The sequence below is a fragment of the Noviherbaspirillum sp. genome (assembly GCF_035254685.1).
Classification (GTDB): domain Bacteria; phylum Pseudomonadota; class Gammaproteobacteria; order Burkholderiales; family Burkholderiaceae_D; genus Noviherbaspirillum.
Map to the genome: position 1 here is coordinate 1 of NZ_DATFAI010000014.1, position 24,018 is coordinate 24,018.

Genomic DNA, 24,018 nt, shown 5'->3' on the forward strand with positions numbered 1-24,018 from the left:
CTGAGCCGTATCCTCACGGCCGCACACTACGCACCTTCAGTCGGCTTCATGCAACCTTGGAACTTCCTGGTGGTGCAATCCGCCGAGGTCAAGCGCCGCGTACATGATGCGTTCGCGACCGCGCACGCAGAAGCCGCCGACATGTTCGAGGGCGAGAAGCGATCCACCTATCAAAAGCTGAAGCTGGAGGGCATCCTGGAATCGCCCATCGGGATCTGCATCACTTGCGATCGAAAGCGTGCGGGCCCGGTGGTGATCGGCCGCACCCACATCAAGAGCATGGACCTGTACAGCAGCGTGTGTGCCGTGCAAAACCTGTGGCTGGCCGCGCGTGCCGAGGGCGTGGGAGTCGGCTGGGTGAGCATCCTCCGGCAAACCGCGTTGCAGGAAGCATTGGGCATCCCGACGAACATTGTGCCTATCGCCTACCTGTGTGTTGGTTACGTCAGTCATTTTTATGCCCAGCCAGAACTGGAGAGTACCGGCTGGCTGCCGCGATTGCCAATCGAAGACTTGGTGTATTTCGATCAGTGGGGCAATCACGACCAGGGGCGATCCCTGATCGGCCACTTGCGCCGCGATCAAGCCGCGGCACAGGAAGCACGCGGGGCAGCTCAGATACGCCAGGCATGACCCCCATTTCAATCAAGACAATTTAACGGAAGGACATGCGCTTCGAGCGCGTGCAATACAGATGCATATCCCCCATATCGAATCAATTCAAAATCCCATGCTGTCGGCCCGCCTGGACGCGGTGATCGATAACAAGACCAAGCCGCGGGGCAGTCTGGGCATGCTGGAGTCACTGGCAAAGCAAGTCGGTTTGATCCAGAAGACGACGCGCCCGACCCTGGCACAGCCCACGATCCTGGTGTTTGCCGGCGACCATGGCATCGTCGCTGAAAACGTGTCGGCATTCCCGCAGAGCGTCACCTGGCAGATGGTGGAGAACTTTCTCGCAGAGGGCGCAGCAATCAATGTCTTTGCGCGCCAGAACACGATTGCGCTGAAGGTAATTGATGCCGGCGTCAATCACGATTTTGGCCCGCGTGAGGGATTGATCAACCGGAAAGTCGGTCCGGGCACGCGCAATTTTGTCGATACGTCCGCGATGACGAAAGACGAATGCGCACGCGCGATGCAGCATGGCATGGCGCTAGTGAAGGAGCTGGAAGGCAATGTGATCGGTTTCGGCGAAATGGGTATCGGCAATACCACGCCTGCTGCGGCGATCCTGCACAAAATAACGGGCATGTCGGTCGCCGAATGCACTGGCGCCGGTACCGGACTGACGACCGAAGGCATTTCTCACAAGCAGTGCGTGATCGAGCGCGCGGTGGCGCATCATAAAACGGTCGTCGAACCGCTGGACATTCTGGCAACCTTTGGCGGCTATGAAATTGCAATGATGGCCGGCGCCATGCTGCAAGCGGCCGAGCAACGCATGGTGCTGCTGATTGATGGCTTTATCGTCACCAGTGCACTCATGGTCGCCGCCAGGATCAATCCCGCTATCCTGGATTACTGCGTGTTTTCCCATTGCTCGGACGAGCAGGGCCACAAGGCAATGCTGCGATATTTCGACGCACGACCGTTGCTGCAACTGAGCTTGCGACTGGGCGAGGGTACCGGCGGCGCGCTCGCGTATCCTCTGCTGCAAGCGGCCGTCAATTTTCTGAACGAGATGGCGACCTTCGAGTCGGCACAGGTTAGCGAACAAGTAGCTTAGGACGCCGGCGCCGGCACTGCTCTGATCGCCCATACCTGGAACTAGATCGTCTGTTCCATTTCCAGCGCGGGAAAATCGTTGCCGCGATGCCAGCGAACCACCTTCGCCGGTGCGCCGGCAACTGTGGACTGTGGAGGTACTGACTGGAGAACGACGCTTCCGGCTGCAACCTTGCTCATTGTGCCGATCTCGATATTTCCCAGGACCTTCGCGCCGGCGCTAATCACGACGCCGCTACGCACCTTGGGATGGCGATCGCCGTCTTCCTTTCCGGTTCCACCCAGGGTGACGTTCTGCAGAATGGAAACGTCGTCGTCGGTCACTGCCGTTTCGCCGATGACGATGCCGGCACCATGGTCGAACATGACGCCGCTGCCGATTCGTGCCGCCGGATGGATATCAACGTCGAAGACAAGCGACGCGGCATTGGCCAGCGTAAGGGCCAGTTCGGTGCGTCCCCACAACCACCGACGGTGCGAGACCCGGTGCGTCTGCAGGACATGAAATGCTTTCAGGTCATCAATTCGCACCCGCAACGGCGGAGGGCCGGATGCAGCATCAGCTCGGGCGGTCCCACCTGGTTGCACCAAAGCAGGGCCTGCTGGCCAAACTCGACCAATAACGCTTCGGCCTGGGCGCCACTGATGCCAAATACCAGGTAAGCCGGAGAACACGTCTCCTTGTCCGGCATCTGCAGCTGCTGAGCAGGAATGCATTCCAGCTGAAGCCGCTGAATCGCCGCGACGAACACCTTCTGGCGGGCCTTGGCAGCCCTGATCGTCACAGCCACTCCGGACAGATTGGTTGCGCTGATAATCGCCGCAGTCATCGCGTTGCGCGCCTTGAGCAGACGCACTAGTTCCGGGCTTCGCACACCTGGATGCAATTTCAGCAGGCGGGGAGCACGAACAGCGAAGGCAAGAGTGCGACAGATGGCCCGCTGTGTGGGGAGTTCAGCGCGGTCATTCAGTAGAGAGGGCGGAGGCTTCATGATGCAGGGCAGGCCACGCACGGAATAAAGTGCCGTGCTGCCGCAAGTAACTGCATGTATATACAGTACTATATCACGTGCTCCTGAGCCGTAACATGTCCTCTGCATAAAACCGAATACGGCCCAGTCACATAATGTTAGTATACGAAACAGCTACAATTCATATATTGCTCGAAAATGGGAATCCTCAAAATCTCGCAGCAGATGCACGAGAACCTGCGTTCCAGCAGCGCAGCGCTTAGCCGCTCCATTAACTCCCAAGCCGAACATTGGCTTCGTGTCGGCATGCTCGCCGAACTTAATCCGAATTTATGCTATGGCGAGATCTGCCAGTTGCTGATCAGAGCGCATCAGTCCGGCGACCTTAATCCTGCAACCGTTCAGCCAGCTGTCGAGCCGGAGGAAGCGTGATGACCAGGAATAAAGTGCCTATCCGCTCGCTGGCGGAGATCAGGATGGCGCGACACGCTGGCGCGCTGGCGGCGCAGGTACTCAGTATGATTGCCAAGCATGTCAAACCCGGCGTTACCACGAATGAACTCGACAGGATTTGCCACGACTACATTGTGAATGAATTGAAGGCGATTCCGGCGAACGTGGGCTACCACGGCTTTCCCAAGACAGTGTGCACTTCGGTCAACCACGTTATCTGCCACGGAATCCCCTCCAATAAGCGTTTGCAGAATGGCGACATGATCAATATCGATGTTGCCGTCATCAAGGACGGCTGGTTTGGCGATACCAGTCGCATGTACTTTGTTGGCGAGCCGGGAGTGCTCGCCAGCCGCTTGGTGCGTACGACGTATGAGGCGATGCGTGCCGGCATTCATGCAGTGCGCCCCGGCGCAACGTTGGGCGACATCGGACATGCCATCCAGACCGTTGCGCACAAGGCGGGATTCAGCGTCGTACGTGAGTACGGCGGTCATGGTATCGGGACGGTCTATCACGACGAACCCGACGTGCTGCATTATGGCCGTCCAGGTGCCGGCCTGAGGCTTGAGGCTGGAATGATCTTCACGATCGAGCCCATGCTTAATGCCGGCGAGCCCGATACAAAGCAGTTGAGCGACGGCTGGACAGTAGTGACGAAGGACCGATCTCTCTCGGCACAATGGGAGCATATGGTGGCGGTTACCGAAGACGGCTTTGAGATCCTGACGGCGTGGCCGGATGGATACGGGGATTATTTGCCAATCGCTGATGAGGCGCTGCTTTCGGACGCTACAGTCTGAACCACGCGCTGCGCCACAAGCAGGCCGGCGCAAACGTGCTGGTCAACGAGAACCTCTCTAATGTGCGCATGCGCGTTTCCATAACCAGCTCCTTCTGGCTGGATTCTCGCCATCACCGAGGATTCCACCGGTGACCGATTTCTTGTTCAAAGGGGCGCCACTATTGTTCGAGCGAGAAGAGTGAAGACCAATGCTTAGCGGGGACCTGTACGATTCCTGCTCCGCGCGAGTTCGCGATCGAGGGCATTGGCGAAGTTCTGGCGGTCGGCGTGGTTAAACGTGGCCGGGCCGCCAGTGTCGACACCGCTGCTGCGTAGCTCTTCCATGAAAGAGCGCATCGTCAATTGTTGAGCAATAGTGTCTTTGGTGTACCACTCGCCGCGCGGATTAAGCGGCAACCCGCCCTTATCCAGCACCAGGGAGGCCAACGGAATGTCGCCGGTCACGACAATATCGCCAGGGCTGACGCGTTCAACGATTTCTGTATCGGCCTCATCCGCGCCGGCCGGGACCTGGAGCGCACGGATAAAGCGCGAGCCCGGCACGCGGATCAAGCGGTTGGCAACAAGCGTGACGTTGAGCTGCAGGCGTTCGGCCACCCGAAACAGGATGTCTTTAATGACGGCAGGGCAAGCGTCTGCGTCGACCCAAATGTGCATGGCAGAGTGGTTGAAATAAGCAGGATGACGCATTGTAACGGCAAGCTGTCCTTACACGTGTTGCGCGAACCTTCATTCCGGGTTGCCTGGCGCCAGCATGTCGCTCAAACTCTGTCGCCGGTTGTGTCTCCCCAGCGCTGTTATTGCACCGGAGGCAGTCGACTGCTCCTCGCTTTTCGTTCTGAGCGTACGAAAGGCTTATCTTCATTTTTCACGGCAGGGGCGCGGCTTCGGCATGGTTGTTCACACCCCGGGGCGTTCAATCCTTTTGAACTTGCGTTCTTGATCAACACTTCCGTGCATCTATTCAGGAGAGGGTTCGATGAAAGATCACCGTTGCTCAATCCAGCTTGTCAGTTCATCGACGGGCATCGGCCTCGCATAGAGAAAACCCTGCGCGGTATCGCAGCCTAAATGACGCAGGCACTTCACCTGATCCATCGTGTCCACGCCCTCGGCCACGGTTTCTGCGCCGAGTTTGTGGGCCAGTGTGATGATGGTTTCCGCGAACAAGTCACCCTTGCCGTGGTCGATCTCGAGCACGAATGATCGATCGATTTTGATGCAGTCGATCGGTAACTGTCGCAGGTAGCCGAGCGATGAGTAACCTGTGCCAAAATCGTCGATTGAAATCTGGATGCCCTCCTGTTTCAGTGCCTGCAGATTGCGCAACACGATCTGCGGCTCATCAAGCAGCTGGCTTTCCGTGATTTCCAGTTCCAGCGCGGAGGCCGGCATACCGCGTGCGGCGAGTATGCGCGCTACTTGTTCCGGGAAATCGGGCCGGCGCATCTGCGGCATGCTGACATTGACCGCGATGCGGCGCGGCGCATTCCCGGCCGCCCTGAGTCGAGAAAACGCGGCGCAGCTCTGATCGAGGATCCAGGCGCCAATGTCGACGATCAAGCCGGATTCCTCAGCCAGCGGGATGAATACTTGCGGCGGCTGGGTAAAGCCCTGGGAATCCGGCCAGCGTGCGAGCGCTTCAAGACCGGTCAGGCTACCGTCGGCCAGAGAAACCTGCGGCTGAAACCAGACGGCCAGGCGCCCGCCATGAAAGTCGTAGCGCAGCCGGCGCAACACCTCGAGACGCCAGGTCGTGTGCTGTTCCATGTCGGGCGAAAAATAAAGCGGCCCGGCATGCGGATTGAGGCGGGCGCGGGTGAATGCCATGTCGGCGCGATTGAACAGCGTGTGCCCGTTTCCGTTGCCGGTAATGCGGCACAATCCCATCGTGGCGCTGATCGGCAATTGCTGGTCACCGGCGGCGAACGGCTCCTGCAGCAACGCCTGCAGGCGCTCCGGGACCAGCCGCGCTTCCGGGCCGATCAGGCCGAAGGTATCTGCGCCGATGCGTGCAAGGTGACAGTCGGGAAAGGCCAGACCGATGCGCTTGCCCACCGCGATCAGCAACTGGTCGCCGACCGCATGACCGAGCGCATTGTTGACGTCGGTGAAGTGATCGATGTCGATCATGCACACCACATCACCCCGCGCAGCGTCGGCTGCGGCGTGGTTCAACTCCTCAATAAAACGGGTCCGGTTAGGAAGGCGAGTCAGCGGATCGTGATAGGCAATGTAATTGAGACGTTCGACCAGTGTGACGTTGGCTAAACAGGCATAGAGATTGACGGCAAAAATATCGAGCAATTGCCGCTCGACCGTTTTTAGCGGGCTTTCATTCCTCACCAACATCACTGCCTGACGGTGCCCGGCCTGGAAGTACAAAGCGGTATGGTTGGCGGCGAAACAGTGCTCCTGCCGCGCCATGCAGTCCCGGACGTCAGCGATCAGCTCCGGATCGTCCAGTTGCTTCAGAGCCAGGCCGACAGCGGCAGCGAAGCGTCCGGCGCCAGCGACGACACGTGGCATTTCGGGTTCGCTGCCGTTGCCGGCAACACCGCCCCGGACACTAACGATTCCGTCGCCGCACAGGCGCAACAGCGACTGCATCAACCGCAGCGCAGTGTTGGCAAAGTGATTCAGTACCTGCGACTGCATCAGGCCCGGTGTGGCGTTGACGATCAATTCCAGACCACGACGATTTTCGCTGATGGTACGGAGTTGATCATAGGACCGGACCGCTGCGATCAACGCAGTCACCAGTCTGGTATGCGTGAGCTCGGCCTTGGTCTTGTAATCGTTGATGTCGTAGTCGCGAATCACTTTCAGTTCAGGCGCGTGACCCGGTTGGCCGGTGCGCAGGATGATGCGCACGTCGGTCAGGCCGAATTCATGGCGGATGCGCTGTACCAGATCCAGACCGGCGTGCGGGCTCTCCATCACAACGTCCAGCAGGATGACCGCGACGTCCGGCTCGGCCTCCAGAATGGCGGCAGCCTCGGCGGCAGAATGGGCGTTTATCAGCTGCAGCGGCCGGCCCGAAATGCGCATGTTATGGATCGCAAAGCGGGTGGCTTCGTGCACCTCGGCGTCGTCGTCGACGATCAGCAGCTTCCAGTGCGCGCCGGTGGTATCGTTCGGCTCTGGCTCCGCGTCGAGAAAGTCAAGCGGTTCATCATCAGGTTGCATGGATTTCCTCGTCGACGGCTGGCGCTTCCGGCGCTACGCGCGGGAGCAACAACTCGAAGCGTGCGCCCTGACCCGGGCTGCTGGCTAGCTTGATAGTGCCGCCTAACGCGACCGTCGCCAGGTTGTAGGTGATGTACAACCCCAGTCCGCTGCCGCCTTTTCCCAGCTTGGTAGTAAAGAAAGGATCGAACGCGCGCCGTGCGGTCGCTTCGGTCATGCCGATGCCATCGTCGCTGAAGGTCAGCGCGACGTGATCCGTGCCGTGGCGTTCGGCGCTGATGAACATGGTCCCCTCGTCGATACCGTCAAACCCGTGCAGGAGCGAATTAGTTAGCAGGTTGGCGATGATTTGCTCGATCGGTCCAGGATAACCTTCGAGCTCGATACCCGGCTCAACCTTGATTTCGAGACGATGCCGCGTATGCCTCAAATTTGGTTGCAAGGTCGACAGCACTTCGTCCAGTGCCTGGCGCAGATCGAATTTTCGGCGACGCATGCTGGTCTGGTCGACAGCAACTTGCTTGAAATTGCCGATCAGTTCTGCAGCGCGCTGGGAATTGCGCTCGATCAGTTGCGCCGCCTCGCGGCACTGCGCGATGAAATTGACCAATACCTGCTTGCTCAAGTTGCCGGCATTGAAACGCTCCATGAAATTGCGGATCACATCGTTCAGCGTCGACGCCACGGTCAGTGAGTTGCCGAGTGGGGTGTTGAGTTCATGTGCCACGCCCGCGACTAGGCTACCAAGCGCCGCCAGTTTTTCGGCCTGCACCAGCTGGTTCATTGCCTGTTCGAGTCGGGCAATCAAGACTTTCTGTTCTTCGCGCTCGCGCTCGAGCGCGGCATGCGCACGCTTGCGCTCATCGATTTCGCGCTCCATCTGCACCTTGGTCCGTTGCAGCGCACGGTTGATCTTTTCATTTTCGCGCAGCGCCGCCTCGAGTTCGCGTGTGCGGTCGCGCACCTGGTCTTCGAGAACGATGGCGGTCTGGAACAAGCCGAAATCTGATCCCGGCGCATTCATGCTGCGCTCGGCACGATTCATCAGCGCCTGTACGACCTTGTTGAGGCGCGTGATTTCATTGCGCAGCTGCTGCTCTTCACCGGCAGCGGCGGATACCATGAGGTCAGCCATCGCTCGGACTGCCGAAAGCAATACCGGTCAGCGTCTGATTGACGTGCACACCGCGGAACTGCTCTCCGTAAGTGCTGAAGCCGACAACATTGTTCCGATGCAGTACAGCACCTACCGATTCTTTCAAACCGCTTTGCGTAATTTCCAGATTGCGCAGCACGCAGTCGCACGCAATCACTACGCGCAGCGGGCCGACGGCAGCACGCAGGTTGTCAAAGGCACGCTCCAGGTTGCCCTGCAGATCCACACCCCTGACTACGCGCAACACAAGGCCTTCGTCGATTGCGCAATAAAAAGTCAGGCTGCCGTCGGGGTTCGCTTTCTGGATCGACCTCACATAGTCGGTGCCGTCAACTGCGACGACGACAGGCGATGCGGCGAAGCGCTGCGGGTTCAGGTCGTTCACACTGACGCCAACCACTCGCGCATATTCCTCGGCTGCCGGCAGACCGTTGATTTCCTTGACGACGCGGTGGCTGGCGTCTGCTTCGGTGACGACCAGGCGTTCCGTCTCGCTGACGAAGTGCTGAGTCTTGAAAATCTTGAAGGGCAGTGCGGTGCTGACCAGGATCAGTACGGCGCTGTCGGAATGGAACTGGTTTTGGTGGAAGACCCAGGCGCGCGACAACTCCAGGTCGTCTCCGGCGGATCCGCCGACCAGCGGTATCTCCCCCAGTCCGTCCTGAAGTGCGCGCGCCACCGCCTCTTCGCGCCGGGCCATGCCGTCGATCAGCAGAAACGCAAAGGTGTTGCGGGAATCGGCAGCAGGAGCGTGGCTTTCCAGTTGCTGCAGCAGTGACTGTGCGTAACGCCGGCCCCTGGCAATTTCGAACCGCTGCAGTTCGCCGACTCGCCCGATGACTGCCGAACAAACGCCGGCGGAGAAACTGACTCCGCAGATACTGTGGTTACGATAGCCGGCTGGTCCGATTTCACCGGCGGTCGTGCAGCCGACGGCCGTCACGCCGACGAACAATCGGTTCATTTCATCGGCGACGGCATTCAGATCATAGAGGCTCGAACAAAAGAAGATAACCAGTTCGAGATTGGGCTGTTGAATAGCGGCATGAAGTTCGCGCACGGCAACGCGCGCGTCTGATGCGCAAGATTGCGCAGTCCGGACATGGTTCTGTGTGATCACTGCTTCTGTCCCATCGCGGCGCCGCGATATATTTCTTGCGGCTACATTTTGCTTGGAGACCTGTCCGTGCAGTAAGTTCCGGGATCGTCAATGGGGCTAAGGTATTCTGCGGTTTCGCTAAACCATTGTGCATCGGACGCGCGAAAAATACCTTTTGTCTTGAATTCAACCGGCACGACCAAATGCTGGAAGAACACCGTCTAGCCGAAGAAGGTCGCGAAGCCACGGTGAACTGACTCCGCAGGTACGGGAGGCTCGGCGACTCGAAGCCGAGGAGCCCGGCATTGCCATGGTCAAACGGGATGATGACAGTACGGTGCGGCTTGATTGAACTGGCTTCTCGAAAGTTCGTTTCCATCATTAGGAACCAGGTATGACCATGCGCGAAGGCGCCAACTCCAGCTTGGTTCAACACGAGTGTGCCTGAGATATTTTGAGGGCGATCGATCAGAATCTTTCCATTGCAATAACCCTCATATGCTGACCCGACGCTCTCCATGGCGACGTTCGACCGGGACTGACCCAGGCAATGTGTTTTCCACCGGTTCCGGCGGTGTCACTACGGCTACCCCATGGACATGCACCATACGACCACCTAGCCATCCCGAGAAGGCCAGCGCAATAATCGCAATCGCCGATAGCCACTGCGGCGTTGTGGTCTCCACACCTTGTGATCGCATCCAGAAGTTGATCAGATACAGCAAGACGACTGCCAAGTTAATGCTCATGTGTGTGACGGTAATGCGCTTGACACCCTTAGGCAAGGAAAGCAAATCGATGAAACCCGGAATTGCCGCGAGCAAAGCGCCAACAATGCCGCCTGCCATTGTGTAATAGGCGACGATGCGCCAGTTTTCCGAGCCGTTGCCGAAAAGGTAGAACAAGTCGCTAACCAGGGAGAAAATCCAGAGGCCGATCGGAAGCGTGATTAGCATCGGGTGGATCGGATGTTAGGCGATGCTAGAAGGGGTTTGCATGGCTTACGCTCCAACGTTTCAAGTCCATGGAGGTAATTTGACCAACATTCATCTACACAGTTTTGTTCAAAGTGACGCCTTGGGGGAATATTAGTACGGCTGGTCTGGAGTTGCGATGCAATCTGATGCTGGATGGCGGGCTGGTCGGATCGGTTTTGTTTGCCACATCTGAGCGCCCGGCAACAATGCTCTTTCCGGATTGGCTGGACCGCGGGGCAGAGCAGTGCGGACATAATCTTCGATTTGTACCAGCGGATTTTGACACTCCCGGCGCCGAGACTGCAGAATTCCCATTGTCCGCTGAGGAAAGAGGCACCGGATAAGAATTTCTCCGTCATGATAGTGGGCTGCTGCTGCGTATGACCGAAACTGGGCATAAACGAGTGTGCGTTCTGCACGAGGAGCGTTTGACCTTCCGTAAAGTGACGCCGACTTTCCTGCCACGCCGCTATCTGGATCGGTTGCCACCGCAGTCACAGTCTGAGAAGCCCCAGAACTGAAGAAAGGACTGGAGTTGCCGCTATTAAATCGGACACCCTACGGCTAATTGGGCACGGACAAATGCCATTGGAAGCTTCATCTTCAAGCCTTTATGCCGGTACGATTCATTGTAATCTTCGAACCTGCGATCCAGCTGACCCAAGGTAGTAGCTGGGTTCAGGCAGCATGCACATATACGTAATCGAGTTGAAACGTCTTCGCGAAGGATTCCGTTATCCCATTCCATCCGAGGCCGCGAACTGGCGTAAAGTACGGGACCAATCTCAGCGATTGGCCGAACGTGGCGGTTTCTCTGGCGGTGTAGCAGCTGCCATTATCGTTCAGCCACTCCACGACATGCCGTGTGCGATGCGAGCCGACACGGCGCTCGAAAACACCAGCATCAGCTTGCGTCTCGACTTGCCATCGAAGCCTCCGGTTGTCGCGCCCCAAGCGATGATCTCGCGGCCACAGGCAAATATTGTTTCTGATACGATGCATTGTCTAACAACGCAAAAGGAAAAGGCATGCCAAAGAAATCGAAACAGTCGCCCGTGCTTGAGCACGACGGGTTCATCAACGTTCCGGTATCCCGAGCTACCCGTGCGGGGCTGCACGAACTAAAAGAATCGATGGGGGCAGCAAGCCAGGCAGAGGTCATTGAGCGTGCCGTGCAGATCCTCCTGGCTATCCAAAAGGCAGCGCGTTCATAACCGAACGCGAAGCTCGATAGCCAAGTACTGTGATGACTCACTGAATATCTGCTTAGGTCATAATCTTGAAAGGGTGATGACATGAGCACAATCATGGAAGAAGAATGCAGGCGCTGGACGGCCAAGTGCAAGACTGCTCTGTTGACCGAGATTATCCTCAGCAAGACTAGCCTAGCAACGGCGAGGGACCTATGACATGCCGCCGTCGAAGATCGAGGAACGTGTCGAAGAAGGCCGCAAGGGCCTTGAAAACGCGCTGCAGGCCGAGTCTCTGGTGATCAAGGAACAGTAGCGCGGCATATGATGACTCTGCAGGACGCGTACGGCGAAGCGATGCTGGAGCTGCGTGCCAAAAACATTGCAGTCCCTGCTGGGCGAGGACGAGAAGTGATCGAGACGATCCGCCATGGCCCCAAGGAAGAGGATTTTGGCGTCTCGATCAGCCTTCGTTAATGTGCACATTTCCACCTAAAGTTACGAGGGCATCATCCTCGCAAGTCCGCCACGGGCGTTCAAGACGGGATGGCCGGACGCAAACGCTGCAGGCGCTGAATGTGTTGCCCGGGACTGCAGAAGAAAGCAACAAGCAGGTTTGCCAGACTGGCGAAATCCGTTATTGGAAAACACTGCATGGCGCTATTTGCGCAGCCAGCGATTGATCAGCCTCGTGGCCGCGTCCTTGTCGCGCACGATGCGCCATGCTCGAACCACTGTCAGTACGATGAGAAGCGTCAGTGCATAGGCGTAACCCGCTTCCCGCGAGACGCCGGTCAGCGAGACCAACACGTCGACAAGAATGAAGTGAATGAGCACAAGGGACAAGGCAAAGCTGCCGAGCAGGCCGAGCAGCGGGATCTTGTGGCGGGGTTTCATGTAAGTATCCTCCAAAAAAATGTTCCTGGTGTACACCAGTCAGTGGGTGTCGAAACTGGTATGAAAGTCGGCGGGGCACCGAGCTTGTAATTCATCTGCTTCCAGCAATAACAGCAGGCCGTATTGCCGCAGGGTGGCGATCTGCCCGTCGACTCCCGAAGCGTTTTGCAAAGCTTTTCTCAGTTGCTCAAGCAGGTGGTCCAGTGATGGTCCTGCACCAGTACCCTGCCATGGGGGCCGCGCCGGTAGGCATTGATTTTCGCTGTTCGCCATCTCGCGGCTGATTGCCTCCAGGAGCGAGTCGGATTCGGAGTACTCGTCATTCATGGTGTCGTTCCTCGTTGTTCTTTCTAGGGAGCCGGCGCCCGTCTTGTTCTTGCCCGGCACCGCCCGTGATGGGAGATGCCGATATTGCATTTCCCATGAATTCGATCGTAAGCCCGAGTTCGTTCAGCGCAAGTCGTGTTTCGAGCTTGTCACGTCATGCTTGCTGGTCGGCCAGGCGATTGTGTTGGCAACCGGTTCGTGCGGCGCCAACTTGCGTTGCCATCAACGTGTGCTACGTTAGGGATGCACAGAGAAGGGAGAGGGCAAGATGGAATCCATCAACGGCATACTGATTCTTCGGCCCGACGAGAAGCGGGTGATCGAAACCATCATCGGTCCGATCACCTCCTACCGGGTGGAGGACATCCGCTTAGGTTTGATCAATATGGCGGAAAGAAGAGAGGCCGAAGGTTATCTGTTGTGGGGGCAGATCATCCGCGGCGTGCTGGAAAAGGTAACAGCTTTTGCGGGTTCTTCCAGCCAGCCGGAATCCGTACCGGTCTTCAAGGATGAATTGCACTGATTTGGCAATGGGAAGAGGGGAGGGAGTCAAATATGAAACCTCCACTTCCCCCTGGGACGGGGGCGCGTGTGTTGATCGCCGACGCATGCGACCACCCGGAGGGACGGCACTATTCGCTATCGCAAGCGCTACCTGTCAAGGGGGCAGGGCCGTGAGAGGCTTAGACATCGTTGTTCTGCCGGAGCCGAGCCGCGATTGCCTCCAGTTCAGTCACTGTAAATTGGGATATCCGGCCGCGCAGCAAGGCCTGCAGGCGTTCCGGCGTCAGGTCGCACTGCCTGGCGGCCGTCGCATATGACCACCGCCTGTATTCCACGACCTTGATAATCCAGAATATTATCCGCGTCCTGATGCGCATGTCGGCCGCTTCTTCCGGTGTGTCGCAGATGGCTTCCCAAACATCGGCGGTACGTACGCTGGTTTCGTGTGTTGAGTCTGCGACGACGTTTCCGTGCATTGCTCTCAGTTTCCTGCGCTTCATTTTTCTCATGCCACACTCCATGTCATGTCATTCCGTGTTTTGGTGATCGACGTTGCGCGCTCGAACGCCTTGCCCAGTGAAGCTTGTCACATGTGTTGGCCCGTCCAGCACGATCCGGACTCGCAATCCCAGCGCAAGGCCGGCATCGAAGAGAACGCCCGGGGAGAGCGAGACCTTCGGCATGGTCAGCAACACGCGCATCTGCCTCTGCGTCATGTCGCAGCGCGCTGCCGCCTGAGCAACCGACCAATGATGTTCATGGACGGTGGCGATGATGTGTCGCCTGATTTTACCCATGACCGCGTGGTGATCGGCCAGCCGAGCCGTGTCGTGATCCGCAGTGCGCTGTCGCAGCCGTTTGGCCTCGTGGAGCAGAAACAGGCCAAACGAAATGCCGACTGCAGCTACCACGGCAAGAATCCAGTAATCGATCTGCATGTGATCTCCTTCCGATCTGAAGCGAAATAGTGAAAGCGTTGTTGCATGTTCCGACGAAGCCAGTACGGCCAAACGGCGGCGAGGCGCGACGCCATGCGGCGCAGGATCGCCCCTCGCGAGCCGTCTCTGGCCGAAACCTGCGCTCAGGATTGAGACGGTGTCTTGACCAGGGATTTGTAACTCCAGCCCTCGCATACCACGCCGCCAGCCAGAATGTCATCGCTGCTCAGCAGCACAACGGTTGGGATGACCAGCATGCCGGCGAAGAATCCCGCCATGGTAGCCGGCAGGCTATTCTCACCCTTCCAGGTGATGGGGCCATCCCATTTGCAGGTTTCGCTGGGCTCATGGGTTGCGATTCGCTTGAAGCCGGCGAGCTGGCGCGAAGGGTCGACCTCGATGATGTCGCCCTCCTTCACCTTCTCAGTCTTCGGCACGGCCACCGTGCTGAGGATGAAGCGGTTCAGCCGCAGGACCGCAGTGCGCGCCATGTCAAAGTCCTGGAGATGGGCGCAGACCTCCTGTGACGGCTTGTGATCCTTCAGTTCGGCACAGCGGCTGCGCACGATGTAGCGATCCGCGTCGAATACGTCGACTACCTGGGCATAAGCCTTGTCGACACGGGTAAATTCGCCCAAGGCATTCTTCGTGGCGGTCGAGGCGCAGCCGGTAGTGAGCGCCGCGGCAAGTAAAGCGATAAGTGATTTCATGATTCCTCATGTGATTTGTTGATCGGTTGTGCGTGATCCACCGCACGAGACAAGCTTCTCACTGGATTTTGTGAACGCAAGCGGGGTTTGCACGCACCCGCAGGCGACAGGAAGGGCACTTGCACGGCACTGATCCCACCATTTCCCCATCTCGGTGTCACGAGACTGACGACGTCCTGACGATCTCGCGCAATTCGGCGCGCTGCCGGGCAGCATCGGCACGCGCGACATGGCGCTGCCAATCCTCGGCATCCGTCGACACGTGAGATTGCAGTGCCAGGAAGATGGCCGAGGGATTCAGCGCAGGGCGTTGTCGGCTGGCGAATTCGAATGCCTTGATGGCCAGCGGCAGGTCATAGGCGCTGACCACATTGCTGGGGCCGCCGACGATCACGACCTCTTCGCCATGAATCGCGACCAGCGGCACGATGGACGGAATGCCTCCCAGTTCCCGCTCAAGGGCGCGCGCGGAATTCTTGGCTTGCCGCAGAGCGTTCCGCATGCTGCCTTGCCCGGCAACGGTTTCAGTCTTCCACGTGGGACTGTCCGGGGCGGCATGGATGATGCCGCATTTGTGCTTGGTTTCGACCAGATACAGGTTCTGGGGCGTGACAAGGATATGGTCGGCTTCGACCGAATATTCGTTAGATGTACCCGGATGGAACACGAAAAGCGCGCCATGGAGCGTCGCGCATGGCGTGAGTGACGGGCACAATGCTTCGATGATTTTCTGTACCGTCTCTTCGGCGCGTTTGCCTGCCAGTTCCTTTCTGACCTGTGGATCCTCGCTATAGCCATCAATCCAGTCAAAGAGCATGAAAACCAGGCCTGCCAGGGGTAGGGTGGCGAAAACCATGACTGCCTGTCGCGTGGAGCGCAACAGCAAATGCCCAGTGTAGATGTCATGTATCGCTATCAGGAGGCCCCCCATCGCATAGATGCCTGCAATCCACTGGATGGGCTGGCAAATCCATTTCAGTGTCGACCACTCGGCCGATGCCGATTTGAGGCGACACGCTTCGGTCATTGGGCTCTTCACCCAGAAGAAGAGGGGACGCAAGGTCCATTGCGTGCAGAACTTCGCCGCATGAAGGAGAGAGAACAGGAAAGCGGGTAGTAGTGAGTCTTGGTGATCGGTATTTTTTGTCATGATCGCATTCACAGTAAGGTGTTAAGGGTAGATGCCGTATGGGGGTGGTTTAAGCGAAGAGGGCGAGGTACTTGTCACACTCTCGCGCCGACCCCATACCATGCATAGGCTAAGGTCGGCGTTACGCCGCGCAAGCGCGATTTCGCTTACTGGACCGGATGTGGAGACGGTTCAGCAAGGCCATGAGCTGGCTTCTCGCGCAGGTGCTTCTCTTCGCTGCGCTGTCCATTCCGCACGGGCAGGCGCTGGCCGGAAATCGGGCAGGCGGGCCTGTCGGATCAGCAGGTATCAGACATGCGGCAGGCATTTCCGGTGAACTCGGCGTATGTCTTTGCCCAGTATTCGCCGGAGAACGCTACGGCGCATATCACCGTGCAGCGCGTGGAATAGACGCCGATGGGGCGTATTGAAGTGCGGGTGGCCGATTTCACGCCGCATCACGGGCAGTACTGGGCGGCGGCGGGCAAATACCGGACGCCTGGCGAGGTGGACGTCAAGGTCGCCGGCCACAACCCGTTTATCAACTTCGCCGGGCCGAGCAATGATCCGATCTTCCACAACATCGACTGGGAGTCTGTGAAGGTCGCCGTCGGGCACGCAATGCGGATGTACGGCTCGACGGTGTCCTACATCGCAATGTCGAAGTCGCGGGTCACGCAGTCGACGCATAAGAGTGGCGGTTTTTTCAGGAAGAAGATCACCACGACCGTGACGGGCTACGCGAAGCCGCGCTGGTTCGTCGGTACGCCAATGGACCTGCAACCGAGTGGTGAAACGGGACAGATCTGCGTGTTGGGTGGTGGCCCAGCAACGACGACGAATAATTGCGATGCGCCTGAACACGTTGCCGTTTCAGGGGTGGTGTTCTCGGAATGGAAAGGCGGGAACATGCCCGAGGACGAGGAAAAGGTGTATGAGTGGGTTCAGACGAAGAGCTCGTTTACCGTGATTTTCTTCGCCGTCGTCCTTGCACTTGTAACGTTTGGTGCTGCCTCCGTGTTGATGCCTGCGCTACAGGCAAGCACGTTTCTTGGATTGGGTCCTGCTGCACTGGCTACGGCGGTTGGAGCCGGCTACGCGCTCGCATCCACGGTATTTCACTCCGGTGGCAGCCTGACACAGGCCCAGCGCGGTCTATTTGGCTCAACCGGGAATGGTGTATTGACCGTCGACAACAGCACGGAACAGGGCGCGGGCATTGCAGCTGCAGTACAAGCGAACATGATCGCCCCTCAAATGGGGACCGGAGGTATGATCGCCACCGACAAACTGTACCGGGGTGAATGCCCGCTCGGTTACACCGTCAAGCAATGTAACGATGCAGGATTGGACCCCGGCACAATGTGGCGCCCCGACACCTATCAGGAATACAACTCGACAAAGGCAATGCGCCAACGCATGTTGTACTGCATAAGCTTGGGGCTCTCTGGGGCGGCCGCCCGGCGATGCACAGCGCCGACAAACGAAAATGCGCAGTGACCTAAGAATAAAAAACCCGGCGAAGCGCCGGGTTTTTTTATACACGCAAGGATCAATATTTCGTGAGATCGCGCTTGTAGTCCCAATTGTATTTCGGGCAAACTACACCTCCCGGCCCGCCAGAGTGAGGACCGTACATACCATCATAGTAGCAGTCCTTGACCTGAGTACCCTTCGCCGCGATAAATTCGAAATATGCTGGATGTCCCTCAGCAACGCGGATCTTGACAATATCTCCCGCGCTGACACCCGCCGATTTGGGGGCAAGGAGTGGGACTTTGACCGCCTTCCAGTACCGAGAGGAAGGAACCACCATCATACCGTCGTACTGATCCTTGTGCTCACAACGTTCGTCCTTTACCCCAGGAAAAGCCGCACAAATGCTCTCTGCAGAATGGGGATCCAGGCCCCCAAGTTGGGCAAACATGATACCGTCAGCCTTCTTTGGCAGTGCGGCTACTTCGCTCATCGGGCTCAGGGTCGTGCATCCGGACAGCCCTGCAAACAGAGCACCGAGAGCCACCATTGCCACCAGCTTGGTCATTGCTCTCATTTCTTCACTCCCTAGTTGTTTAAGTGAGATCAGTATCTCATCGCACTTTGCATGCGCAAGTCTGATTTCCTCTCCCTTAGTTAAAAAACCTCATCCATCCCGCCGCATGCTGTGATGCTGGCCCCGCTTCCGGAACCAGCACCCGCTTAGCGGTCCAGCCCATCGTTGTTGAGCGACTGGCGGAACACATAGCGTGTTGCTGCAAGCGTGCCTTCCTTGCGCACCCGGCCCAGCACGTCCAGGTAGTCATGCACGACCGTCAGGATGGCCAGTGTGACCGCGTGATGGCGCTTGTGGAACGAGTACATGATGTTTTCCAGCGGTGCATCGCGATTGAAGAAGCGGTGCACCGCCTCGTTGAAGTTCCACCATGCCGCGCGCAGGTCGCCGCGACCGGCCAGTTGCGCCTTCACGGAACGACGATCCATGGCCGACACGTCGCGGCCCAGCACGCCGTGCGTCGACAGGCCCGGGGCCAGCCAGCCTTCCTTGACCGGCTTCATGGCAGGGATCGAGCGCAGGAACTTGGCCCGATCGTTGGCCGACCAGTCGATGTGAAACAGGTTCTCGTTGGTGATTTCGTTGATGTTCATGTTGTGCCACCTTTCCTGGTTACCACCCCTCCGCGCTGCCGTCTTCTTCCACTGCTCGCGTTTTTGCTACGTCGGCCAACAAAGGGTAGTGGTTAATAATATGTGCAAGCATCCTGCGTCTGAGCAGCTTGCGAGCATCTCGCACACCGGAGTGGCACATGAAACCGTCTAATTGCCACTCCAACGATTTAATGCTATCAACGAGAACATCGAGCGCAACCCGGAAAATCGGCTGGCTCGCAAAAAAACATCCTCCATCTGCTTGGCCTTCGCCTGGCGCACAACCTCTTCGAATGGCAAGGCCATCGGCGGCAACGCAATACCGCGAACGAGCTGTTCCAGCGCAACGCGCTTTTCCCCTGCCTGCTGTTTCAGGCGAGCTGAATATGCGAGCGAACGGTTGCGCTGCTCGGCAAATTCTTCCGCCGTATTTTCGATGGCAATCACGCGCGAGGACAGATACAAGCGCCTTGGATGGCCGGTCTTGACATGCGGGTTCGGCTCGGTGCGATCCGGCTGACTGAGGAACAAATGCACAAGGCGCTCCGTCCAGCCGCGTTTTTTCAGATCGGTCGCGCTGAAGTAAAGCAGTACGCCGGCGGGGGCCGGCTTCGCCATCGTGCGATCGTCGAGGTCATTAATCATTGCGGTATTGTATGTCCTTCAGAGCTGGGCCTTAGCCAAACATGGTGTCAACGTTGTTCAGAGCCTGTATGTCGGCCGGGGTAAGCTCCATCCCCTGGATAACCAAGACAGGTTCAACGCGCTCCGTAGGGGATTCATGGGTGTGCTGAACCGGTTCGGCCGGCGGCAATACCGGCGGAGCGGGCCGCACGCCGACGGCTGGGGGCAGCGTTGGCGGGATCGTCTGCGCCTCAACCGGCCTGGTTGAACGAGTCTTGCCGCCCGGGCGACTGGACGTGCGTCCACCGGGGCCATCTAAAACCTCGGCGGCCGCCTGATCAAGCGTTCCCGCTGCCTGATGCGCCAGGAACCATTGATAGAGAACGCCCCGGATAAGCGGAGTCTCGGTGCCATACGCAAGCTTGCTCAGGAATTCGACCAATCCGGGGCAGGAGGCGTCCTGGATGACGAGGGGAACCCGCCGGATCGTGACCGACGGGTCATAGACCCGAAGGATTTTGGCCATTATGCTTGCACCTTGGCTTGTTGTGCACCGGCGACGGCACGCTTCAATCCCAGCGCCCGTGCATGACGGAGAAAACCATCTGCGACTGCCATGCGTGGCTGGGGCAGGACGATGCTGTTCGGCCACTTCTTTTGAAGACTGGGGGAGACGAGAGGAGCACCACCACCGGCAATCAGAATACCGTCGAGCTTGGAGACTTCATCCGAAAAGAGGAAGTTCGCCTTCGCCATGATCTTGGTGACCACGAACTCCGCGGCTTCATTCACTTCAGCTTCAACGTGCTTCTCCCCGTAGTGGAGGACGGTCTTTGAGCGGAGGGCTTGCTCGCACTCGAGGGGAGTGACTTTCATCTGGCGCTTTTCAGCGAGAATCCGGACCAAGTGTTCGGACGCCAAATAAATCCCTTCACACGACTGGGATTTCGATTCGATGTAGCTGCCTTCTTTCATCAGGAGAAAATCGGTAGAGAAATACCCGACCTCGACGACGGCCCACGATTTCTTCCGTCCGGACTGATTCTGCAACTTGTCCTGCAAAGGAAGGCCGGACTCATTGAAGGCCCACGACAAATAGGCTCCCATTGGCTGGGACAACGCCTTCACCTCCGCGTTGACAGCCGCCTTCGTTACTTGTTCAAGGCGCTCGCGCTGAATACGATACTGGGCCGCCGGAGTGCCGACGACGATGAAAGCATTGTCAAGACCAGGAACACCCTTCGCCTTGAGACGCTTCATCGCAGAGAGAACGAGCGCGTGGTATTCCGGTGATTCGATCCAGTCGTTGGAAAGGCCAGTGGATGTGGTTGCCCCGCTCTGCACCCGCGCGGTATCACCCGTGAAGAAAAGCTTGCCGTTGACCTCGACCGTCTCGGCTTCCGCCTTCGCGGCAGTAGCCTCGTCGGAGATCGGAATCGCGAGAGAGACGACCGAGGGGAACAGTAGGTCGTAGATCCGACCTTCCGCGTACGCCATCGCTTTGACCGCACTGCGGCCGACGTCGAGACCAATGTAGGTTTGCTGCATTTATTGCTCCGATTATCAGGGGTTCATCAACCGGTCAAATGCACACTACATACTATGCAGTACATACTATGTAGTGTGCAGTATGTAGTATGTAGTCGCTGACCGTGATTTAAACATACCCGACAAAATTCAAATGCAAGCCCCAAAAGCTGCACGTTTTGCGAATCAATGATTTGGCCTCCCGCCACGCACAAGAATCATCCATGAAGGGCTTGCAAAGTAAAAAAACCTGACGTATTCTGCAAGCGTCTCTTTCGAGGCAATGTCTCCATTCTCATGTCTGAGGTGTGGCTTCACAGCCAGACCCCAGATTTTTCAGCGCCGCTAGTCGGCATCGATCTGAAGCAGGAGCACTCCTGCATTCATCTCACCACTCCACACCGGATTTACTCACATCCAGACTCGCCGCACGGCATGTCTGGCATTTTTTTGCCTCGCATGAATCCGGCTAACAGCAACACAGAGTGTCCCGCATCCCTAGCGTTTATGCGGCCTCCGGCCCCAAAAAGCTACACATGTGCAGCACAGAACAGGATCTGCAACCCACCGCGCATGCGGAAGTGCAGTCAAAGTGACTCGCTCGAGTCATACAACGCTCTCAGCAAACAGGATGGCCGCTTGAAGCGGGGTGGGAATGACGCCAGGCATTGAGCCTGCCGCGCCCCACACAAATCCGCCCAGCTACGGTTGGGACGTCTGAATCAGGGTGATCTCTCCACCCAAAACCTGCCCCTCATGGCGGGATGAGAGACGTGCGACTCCACGTTAGTGATCGGGTCTCCTGCGCGTAGCGCGGGAGCAACTGGCAGTCGTGAGGCTGTCGGCGCGTTGCCCGCAGGCAAGAAGGGTGCGGAAGCGCGAAACTTATACTTAATTTGGGCCCTTCATCCCGCATTGTGAAATGGTGTTAATGGTTACCTGCCTTACCCCAGTCTTGGCCTCCCCGCCTGTCGACTGCGGTAAGGCAGGGTTTGATTGACTCATATGGGAGAACGGTGATGTGGAAGGACAAACTACAGGCATTGCTCGATGAAAAGGCGGGGAAACGTGTGAACGGGAAGGTGGCCTCGCACAAGACGGCCAAGCAGACGCGAGAGGTTCTGATGAACTTCTTTAATACGCTGCACGAACTCGGCTACAGGATCGAGGATCCGCGCAATGTGGGGGAACGGCACCTGCGGGCGGCGGTTCGGCATTGGCACTTCGTGAAAAAGCTGGCACCCAAGACGTTGGAGGGCTATATCAGCCGCCTGCGGGTGTGCTTTCATACGTGGCTGGGCAAGCGCGGTCTGGTCAAACACTGCAGCCACTACCTGCCCGAGGTACCACGCGAGGAACTCGTAGTCCGCACCGTGGCGAACAAGAGCAAGACGTGGATCGAAGCTGGGATTGACGTACCGGCCAAACTTGCGGAAGCCGATCGGATGAACGAGCGGCTTGGCTGGATGCTGCGGATGGAACTGGCTTTTGGGCTGCGCCGGAAGGAAGCACTGCTGTGTCGTCCATGGGTCGCCGACCGTGGCGATGTCCTGAGGGTGTATCCAGGCGAGGGCAAAGGCAATCGCCCGCGTGACATCCCCATCGAGACGGATGTCCAACGCGCGGTCTTGAAGGCCGTGCAAGCGAAGGTGGGCAAGAAGGAAGCACTGGGCTGGGCAACCATAGTTTCCGGCAAGGCGGCAACGCTCGAGCAAAAGGAGACGCGCTATAACGGCTACATGCGTCGCCTCGGGCTCACCAGGATCGATGCCGGTGCGACGGGGCACTGCCTGCGGGCCCAGTTTGCAGAAAACAAAGCGCTTCTGGAGAACTTCGTCCCCCCAACCTTGGGCGGTACTCCTGGACAGATGAAACAGGACGAACTGACCTTGAAAAAGATCCAGGTCAGCGAAGTGCTGGGGCACTCACGGCCGGAAATCACAGGGGCGTACTACGGTGCGATGTCGAGGTTTAAGGACGACGCGAATCCGGAATATTTTGTCGAAGCCCTGACAGATGGCCTCTCTGTTCTCGCCAAACATGGCCGCTTGCCTTCCCCACCGCGCGAGGCACTCCCTGACTGCGTCGCCGTGGTCAGCATCGCGGCTGAAGGCGGTGTCGACCTGACACCTTCCCAGGCATTTGCCCTGTGGACAGCACACAGCCTGCGGCATGGGACAGAGTGGATTTCAGCCAAGACTGCCACTCCGGCGGCACTTGCCGTCGCCGCCCGTGCGATTGTGGCGCTCGAGGAAAGAGCCGACGCCGAAACTACGTGCGCGAACTAAGGAGGTTGCGAGTGAACACATCAACAACACATGGGCGAGTCGGATCAACGCAACGCCACGTGCGCGCCCGAGGTTCGGAAGCACTGGTGGACGGCGCCAAACGCCTGCTCCTGTTCCGAAAGCAGGACGGATGGCGTCCACTCTCCTGCCCCGCCTGGCGCACACGTTCAAGGTTCCTCATATATTCTCCCAGGCTCTCCTTCTCCCGCTAACTCAAGTTATGCGGTTACCATCTTGATAAAAGGGCGCGCAGCCCTTTAAGGCCGCGCGCCAACTTCAGACCTTGTGAGCTGGAGGAGGCACTAGAAACTTGTGCGACGATTTCCCAGCTAGCCTGAGGTGATGTGAGACCCCCGACGATTTCTGGCCAAATGAACATGCCAGTTTAGCGTCTCATTTGCCCTGGTAGATACCGCAGGTAATAGCGAAGCCGTCGAACCTCTCGACATAACTGGACTTCTTTTCCAGTTGGCCGTTCACCGGATTGGTCCATGTGTAGTCGATCCAGGCCGCGCCCTTCTTTTTCACTTCATCGATTCCCCGCTTGATGAATTGCGTACCTTCAGCGTCCTTGAGTTCAAGCAGGTTCTTGCCAACCATCCGTGGGTTGACCGGGTTGGCAAGGTTCGTACCGGACAGATCAAGGACGGCCACATAGAGGTCGCGATCCACGTATTTTCCGGCTTGAACATCTTCCAGCGTCTTTTTCTTTCCTTGTACCTTCATTGATGCCACAACCTGCCTGACGAGTGCCATTGCTTCGTCACGCGTTCCGCGGTCAGCGGCCTCGGCGATACCGACCAAACCAAGTGAAAGGACAAACACGAATGTTCGTATCAAGCAATTCATACCTTCCACCC

The 24,018-nt window shown here is 57.9% G+C and carries 27 protein-coding genes and 1 pseudogene; 9 read left to right on the plus strand and 19 right to left on the minus strand.

Annotated elements, in window-relative coordinates; genetic code table 11:
- On the plus strand, nt 1-633 hold a 633-nt coding region (gene bluB / locus VJ698_RS03550; RefSeq protein WP_324101305.1), incomplete at its 5' end, for a 5,6-dimethylbenzimidazole synthase.
- Between the two features lie 61 nt (nt 634-694).
- On the plus strand, nt 695-1,729 hold the full coding sequence (cobT, locus tag VJ698_RS03555; RefSeq protein WP_324101306.1) for a nicotinate-nucleotide--dimethylbenzimidazole phosphoribosyltransferase: 1,035 nt from the start codon (nt 695-697) through the stop codon (nt 1,727-1,729).
- Nucleotides 1,730-1,770: 41 nt separating this feature from the next.
- Here cobT and epsC read toward each other — a convergent pair whose 3' ends face one another.
- Entirely contained in the window at nt 1,771-2,259 is a 489-nt protein-coding gene (gene epsC / locus VJ698_RS03560; RefSeq protein WP_324101307.1) for a serine O-acetyltransferase EpsC, read from the minus strand.
- A complete protein-coding gene (locus tag VJ698_RS03565; RefSeq protein ID WP_324101308.1) occupies nt 2,241-2,585 on the minus strand; it encodes a DUF3293 domain-containing protein in 345 nt (114 codons plus the stop codon). The genes epsC and VJ698_RS03565 overlap by 19 nt, the downstream gene beginning before the upstream one ends.
- 312 nt (nt 2,586-2,897) lie before the next feature.
- On the opposite strand from VJ698_RS03565, the gene VJ698_RS03570 reads away from it, so the two are divergent.
- Both VJ698_RS03570 and map read left to right on the plus strand, forming a co-directional pair.
- A complete protein-coding gene (locus tag VJ698_RS03570) occupies nt 2,898-3,131 on the plus strand; it encodes a ParD-like family protein (protein WP_324101309.1) in 234 nt (77 codons plus the stop codon).
- Nucleotides 3,131-3,955: a type I methionyl aminopeptidase gene (gene map / locus VJ698_RS03575; RefSeq protein ID WP_324101310.1), complete on the plus strand. Its 825-nt coding sequence runs from the start codon at nt 3,131-3,133 to the stop codon at nt 3,953-3,955. The genes VJ698_RS03570 and map overlap by 1 nt, the downstream gene beginning before the upstream one ends.
- 194 nt (nt 3,956-4,149) lie before the next feature.
- Here map and VJ698_RS03580 read toward each other — a convergent pair whose 3' ends face one another.
- From VJ698_RS03580 to VJ698_RS03600, 5 genes are all read right to left on the minus strand, one after another.
- On the minus strand, nt 4,150-4,614 hold the full coding sequence (locus tag VJ698_RS03580; RefSeq protein WP_324101342.1) for a YaiI/YqxD family protein: 465 nt from the start codon (nt 4,612-4,614) through the stop codon (nt 4,150-4,152).
- A gap of 330 nt (nt 4,615-4,944) precedes the next feature.
- On the minus strand, nt 4,945-7,146 hold the full coding sequence (locus VJ698_RS03585) for a putative bifunctional diguanylate cyclase/phosphodiesterase (protein WP_324101311.1): 2,202 nt from the start codon (nt 7,144-7,146) through the stop codon (nt 4,945-4,947).
- A complete protein-coding gene (locus tag VJ698_RS03590) occupies nt 7,136-8,281 on the minus strand; it encodes a sensor histidine kinase (RefSeq protein WP_324101312.1) in 1,146 nt (381 codons plus the stop codon). Before VJ698_RS03590 ends, VJ698_RS03585 begins: the two co-directional genes overlap by 11 nt.
- Nucleotides 8,274-9,419 carry a nitric oxide-sensing protein NosP gene (gene nosP, locus VJ698_RS03595; RefSeq protein ID WP_414691098.1) on the minus strand — a complete coding sequence of 382 codons (1,146 nt, stop codon included), beginning with the start codon at nt 9,417-9,419 and terminating at the stop codon, nt 8,274-8,276. The genes VJ698_RS03590 and nosP overlap by 8 nt, the downstream gene beginning before the upstream one ends.
- A gap of 476 nt (nt 9,420-9,895) precedes the next feature.
- Nucleotides 9,896-10,366, minus strand: coding sequence for a DUF2231 domain-containing protein (locus VJ698_RS03600; protein ID WP_324101343.1), 471 nt, complete (start codon nt 10,364-10,366; stop codon nt 9,896-9,898).
- Nucleotides 10,367-11,406: 1,040 nt separating this feature from the next.
- Between VJ698_RS03600 and VJ698_RS03605 the strand changes: the two genes are divergently transcribed.
- Entirely contained in the window at nt 11,407-11,592 is a 186-nt protein-coding gene (locus VJ698_RS03605) for a hypothetical protein (protein WP_324101314.1), read from the plus strand.
- Nucleotides 11,593-11,673: 81 nt separating this feature from the next.
- A pseudogene (locus VJ698_RS03610) lies at nt 11,674-11,983 on the plus strand (DUF1153 domain-containing protein).
- Between the two features lie 245 nt (nt 11,984-12,228).
- Here VJ698_RS03610 and VJ698_RS03615 read toward each other — a convergent pair.
- Both VJ698_RS03615 and VJ698_RS03620 read right to left on the minus strand, forming a co-directional pair.
- Nucleotides 12,229-12,465: a hypothetical protein gene (locus VJ698_RS03615; protein WP_324101315.1), complete on the minus strand. Its 237-nt coding sequence runs from the start codon at nt 12,463-12,465 to the stop codon at nt 12,229-12,231.
- 39 nt (nt 12,466-12,504) lie between these two features.
- Nucleotides 12,505-12,792, minus strand: coding sequence for a hypothetical protein (locus VJ698_RS03620; RefSeq protein ID WP_324101316.1), 288 nt, complete (start codon nt 12,790-12,792; stop codon nt 12,505-12,507).
- 268 nt (nt 12,793-13,060) lie between these two features.
- Here VJ698_RS03620 and VJ698_RS03625 point away from each other — a divergent pair, with 268 nt between their 5' ends.
- A complete protein-coding gene (locus tag VJ698_RS03625; protein ID WP_324101317.1) occupies nt 13,061-13,315 on the plus strand; it encodes a hypothetical protein in 255 nt (84 codons plus the stop codon).
- A gap of 160 nt (nt 13,316-13,475) precedes the next feature.
- Here the strand turns inward: VJ698_RS03625 and VJ698_RS03630 are convergent, their stop codons facing one another.
- The 4 genes from VJ698_RS03630 to VJ698_RS03645 all read right to left on the minus strand — a co-directional run bounded on the left by VJ698_RS03630 (nt 13,476) and on the right by VJ698_RS03645 (nt 16,106).
- The gene (locus tag VJ698_RS03630; protein WP_324101318.1) at nt 13,476-13,805 is read right to left on the minus strand and encodes an XRE family transcriptional regulator; all 330 of its coding nucleotides are present in this window, start codon (nt 13,803-13,805) and stop codon (nt 13,476-13,478) included.
- A gap of 18 nt (nt 13,806-13,823) precedes the next feature.
- Entirely contained in the window at nt 13,824-14,234 is a 411-nt protein-coding gene (locus VJ698_RS03635) for a hypothetical protein (protein WP_324101319.1), read from the minus strand.
- A gap of 143 nt (nt 14,235-14,377) precedes the next feature.
- Nucleotides 14,378-14,944: a hypothetical protein gene (locus VJ698_RS03640; RefSeq protein WP_324101320.1), complete on the minus strand. Its 567-nt coding sequence runs from the start codon at nt 14,942-14,944 to the stop codon at nt 14,378-14,380.
- A gap of 157 nt (nt 14,945-15,101) precedes the next feature.
- Nucleotides 15,102-16,106: a nuclease-related domain-containing protein gene (locus VJ698_RS03645; RefSeq protein WP_324101321.1), complete on the minus strand. Its 1,005-nt coding sequence runs from the start codon at nt 16,104-16,106 to the stop codon at nt 15,102-15,104.
- Between the two features lie 384 nt (nt 16,107-16,490).
- Between VJ698_RS03645 and VJ698_RS03650 the strand changes: the two genes are divergently transcribed.
- Nucleotides 16,491-17,573 carry a hypothetical protein gene (locus tag VJ698_RS03650; RefSeq protein WP_324101323.1) on the plus strand — a complete coding sequence of 361 codons (1,083 nt, stop codon included), beginning with the start codon at nt 16,491-16,493 and terminating at the stop codon, nt 17,571-17,573.
- Nucleotides 17,574-17,625: 52 nt separating this feature from the next.
- On the opposite strand, the gene VJ698_RS03655 is transcribed toward VJ698_RS03650, so the two are convergent.
- The 5 genes from VJ698_RS03655 to VJ698_RS03675 form a co-directional block, all read right to left on the minus strand.
- Nucleotides 17,626-18,117: a hypothetical protein gene (locus tag VJ698_RS03655; protein ID WP_324101324.1), complete on the minus strand. Its 492-nt coding sequence runs from the start codon at nt 18,115-18,117 to the stop codon at nt 17,626-17,628.
- Nucleotides 18,118-18,272: 155 nt separating this feature from the next.
- Nucleotides 18,273-18,719 carry a hypothetical protein gene (locus VJ698_RS03660; protein ID WP_324101325.1) on the minus strand — a complete coding sequence of 149 codons (447 nt, stop codon included), beginning with the start codon at nt 18,717-18,719 and terminating at the stop codon, nt 18,273-18,275.
- Between the two features lie 168 nt (nt 18,720-18,887).
- Nucleotides 18,888-19,364, minus strand: coding sequence for a hypothetical protein (locus tag VJ698_RS03665; protein ID WP_324101327.1), 477 nt, complete (start codon nt 19,362-19,364; stop codon nt 18,888-18,890).
- Between the two features lie 31 nt (nt 19,365-19,395).
- Nucleotides 19,396-19,869, minus strand: a complete 474-nt coding sequence (locus VJ698_RS03670; RefSeq protein WP_324101328.1) for a hypothetical protein — start codon at nt 19,867-19,869, stop codon at nt 19,396-19,398.
- A complete protein-coding gene (locus VJ698_RS03675) occupies nt 19,869-20,891 on the minus strand; it encodes a ParM/StbA family protein (protein ID WP_324101329.1) in 1,023 nt (340 codons plus the stop codon). The genes VJ698_RS03670 and VJ698_RS03675 overlap by 1 nt, the downstream gene beginning before the upstream one ends.
- 998 nt (nt 20,892-21,889) lie before the next feature.
- On the opposite strand from VJ698_RS03675, the gene VJ698_RS03680 reads away from it, so the two are divergent.
- Entirely contained in the window at nt 21,890-23,158 is a 1,269-nt protein-coding gene (locus tag VJ698_RS03680) for a site-specific integrase (protein ID WP_324101330.1), read from the plus strand.
- 393 nt (nt 23,159-23,551) lie between these two features.
- Here VJ698_RS03680 and VJ698_RS03685 read toward each other — a convergent pair whose 3' ends face one another.
- Complete coding sequence (locus tag VJ698_RS03685; protein ID WP_324101344.1) at nt 23,552-24,007, minus strand: cache domain-containing protein; 456 nt, start codon at nt 24,005-24,007, stop codon at nt 23,552-23,554.
- Nucleotides 24,008-24,018: the final 11 nt, after the last annotated feature.

Excerpts from the sequence above, each read along its gene's own strand:
- cobT (WP_324101306.1), top strand. The coding sequence starts at position 695 with ATGCATATCCCCCATATCGAATCAATTCAAAATCCCATGCTGTCGGCC.
- VJ698_RS03570 (WP_324101309.1), top strand. The coding sequence starts at position 2,898 with ATGGGAATCCTCAAAATCTCGCAGCAGATGCACGAGAACCTGCGTTCC.
- map (WP_324101310.1), top strand. The coding sequence starts at position 3,131 with ATGACCAGGAATAAAGTGCCTATCCGCTCGCTGGCGGAGATCAGGATG.
- VJ698_RS03580 (WP_324101342.1), bottom strand. The coding sequence starts at position 4,614 with ATGCACATTTGGGTCGACGCAGACGCTTGCCCTGCCGTCATTAAAGAC.
- VJ698_RS03585 (WP_324101311.1), bottom strand. The coding sequence starts at position 7,146 with ATGCAACCTGATGATGAACCGCTTGACTTTCTCGACGCGGAGCCAGAG.
- VJ698_RS03590 (WP_324101312.1), bottom strand. The coding sequence starts at position 8,281 with ATGGCTGACCTCATGGTATCCGCCGCTGCCGGTGAAGAGCAGCAGCTG.
- VJ698_RS03605 (WP_324101314.1), top strand. The coding sequence starts at position 11,407 with ATGCCAAAGAAATCGAAACAGTCGCCCGTGCTTGAGCACGACGGGTTC.
- VJ698_RS03615 (WP_324101315.1), bottom strand. The coding sequence starts at position 12,465 with ATGAAACCCCGCCACAAGATCCCGCTGCTCGGCCTGCTCGGCAGCTTT.
- VJ698_RS03620 (WP_324101316.1), bottom strand. The coding sequence starts at position 12,792 with ATGAATGACGAGTACTCCGAATCCGACTCGCTCCTGGAGGCAATCAGC.
- VJ698_RS03625 (WP_324101317.1), top strand. The coding sequence starts at position 13,061 with ATGGAATCCATCAACGGCATACTGATTCTTCGGCCCGACGAGAAGCGG.
- VJ698_RS03630 (WP_324101318.1), bottom strand. The coding sequence starts at position 13,805 with ATGAGAAAAATGAAGCGCAGGAAACTGAGAGCAATGCACGGAAACGTC.
- VJ698_RS03635 (WP_324101319.1), bottom strand. The coding sequence starts at position 14,234 with ATGCAGATCGATTACTGGATTCTTGCCGTGGTAGCTGCAGTCGGCATT.
- VJ698_RS03640 (WP_324101320.1), bottom strand. The coding sequence starts at position 14,944 with ATGAAATCACTTATCGCTTTACTTGCCGCGGCGCTCACTACCGGCTGC.
- VJ698_RS03650 (WP_324101323.1), top strand. The coding sequence starts at position 16,491 with ATGGGGCGTATTGAAGTGCGGGTGGCCGATTTCACGCCGCATCACGGG.
- VJ698_RS03655 (WP_324101324.1), bottom strand. The coding sequence starts at position 18,117 with ATGACCAAGCTGGTGGCAATGGTGGCTCTCGGTGCTCTGTTTGCAGGG.
- VJ698_RS03660 (WP_324101325.1), bottom strand. The coding sequence starts at position 18,719 with ATGAACATCAACGAAATCACCAACGAGAACCTGTTTCACATCGACTGG.
- VJ698_RS03665 (WP_324101327.1), bottom strand. The coding sequence starts at position 19,364 with ATGATTAATGACCTCGACGATCGCACGATGGCGAAGCCGGCCCCCGCC.
- VJ698_RS03670 (WP_324101328.1), bottom strand. The coding sequence starts at position 19,869 with ATGGCCAAAATCCTTCGGGTCTATGACCCGTCGGTCACGATCCGGCGG.
- VJ698_RS03675 (WP_324101329.1), bottom strand. The coding sequence starts at position 20,891 with ATGCAGCAAACCTACATTGGTCTCGACGTCGGCCGCAGTGCGGTCAAA.
- VJ698_RS03680 (WP_324101330.1), top strand. The coding sequence starts at position 21,890 with ATGTGGAAGGACAAACTACAGGCATTGCTCGATGAAAAGGCGGGGAAA.
- VJ698_RS03685 (WP_324101344.1), bottom strand. The coding sequence starts at position 24,007 with ATGAATTGCTTGATACGAACATTCGTGTTTGTCCTTTCACTTGGTTTG.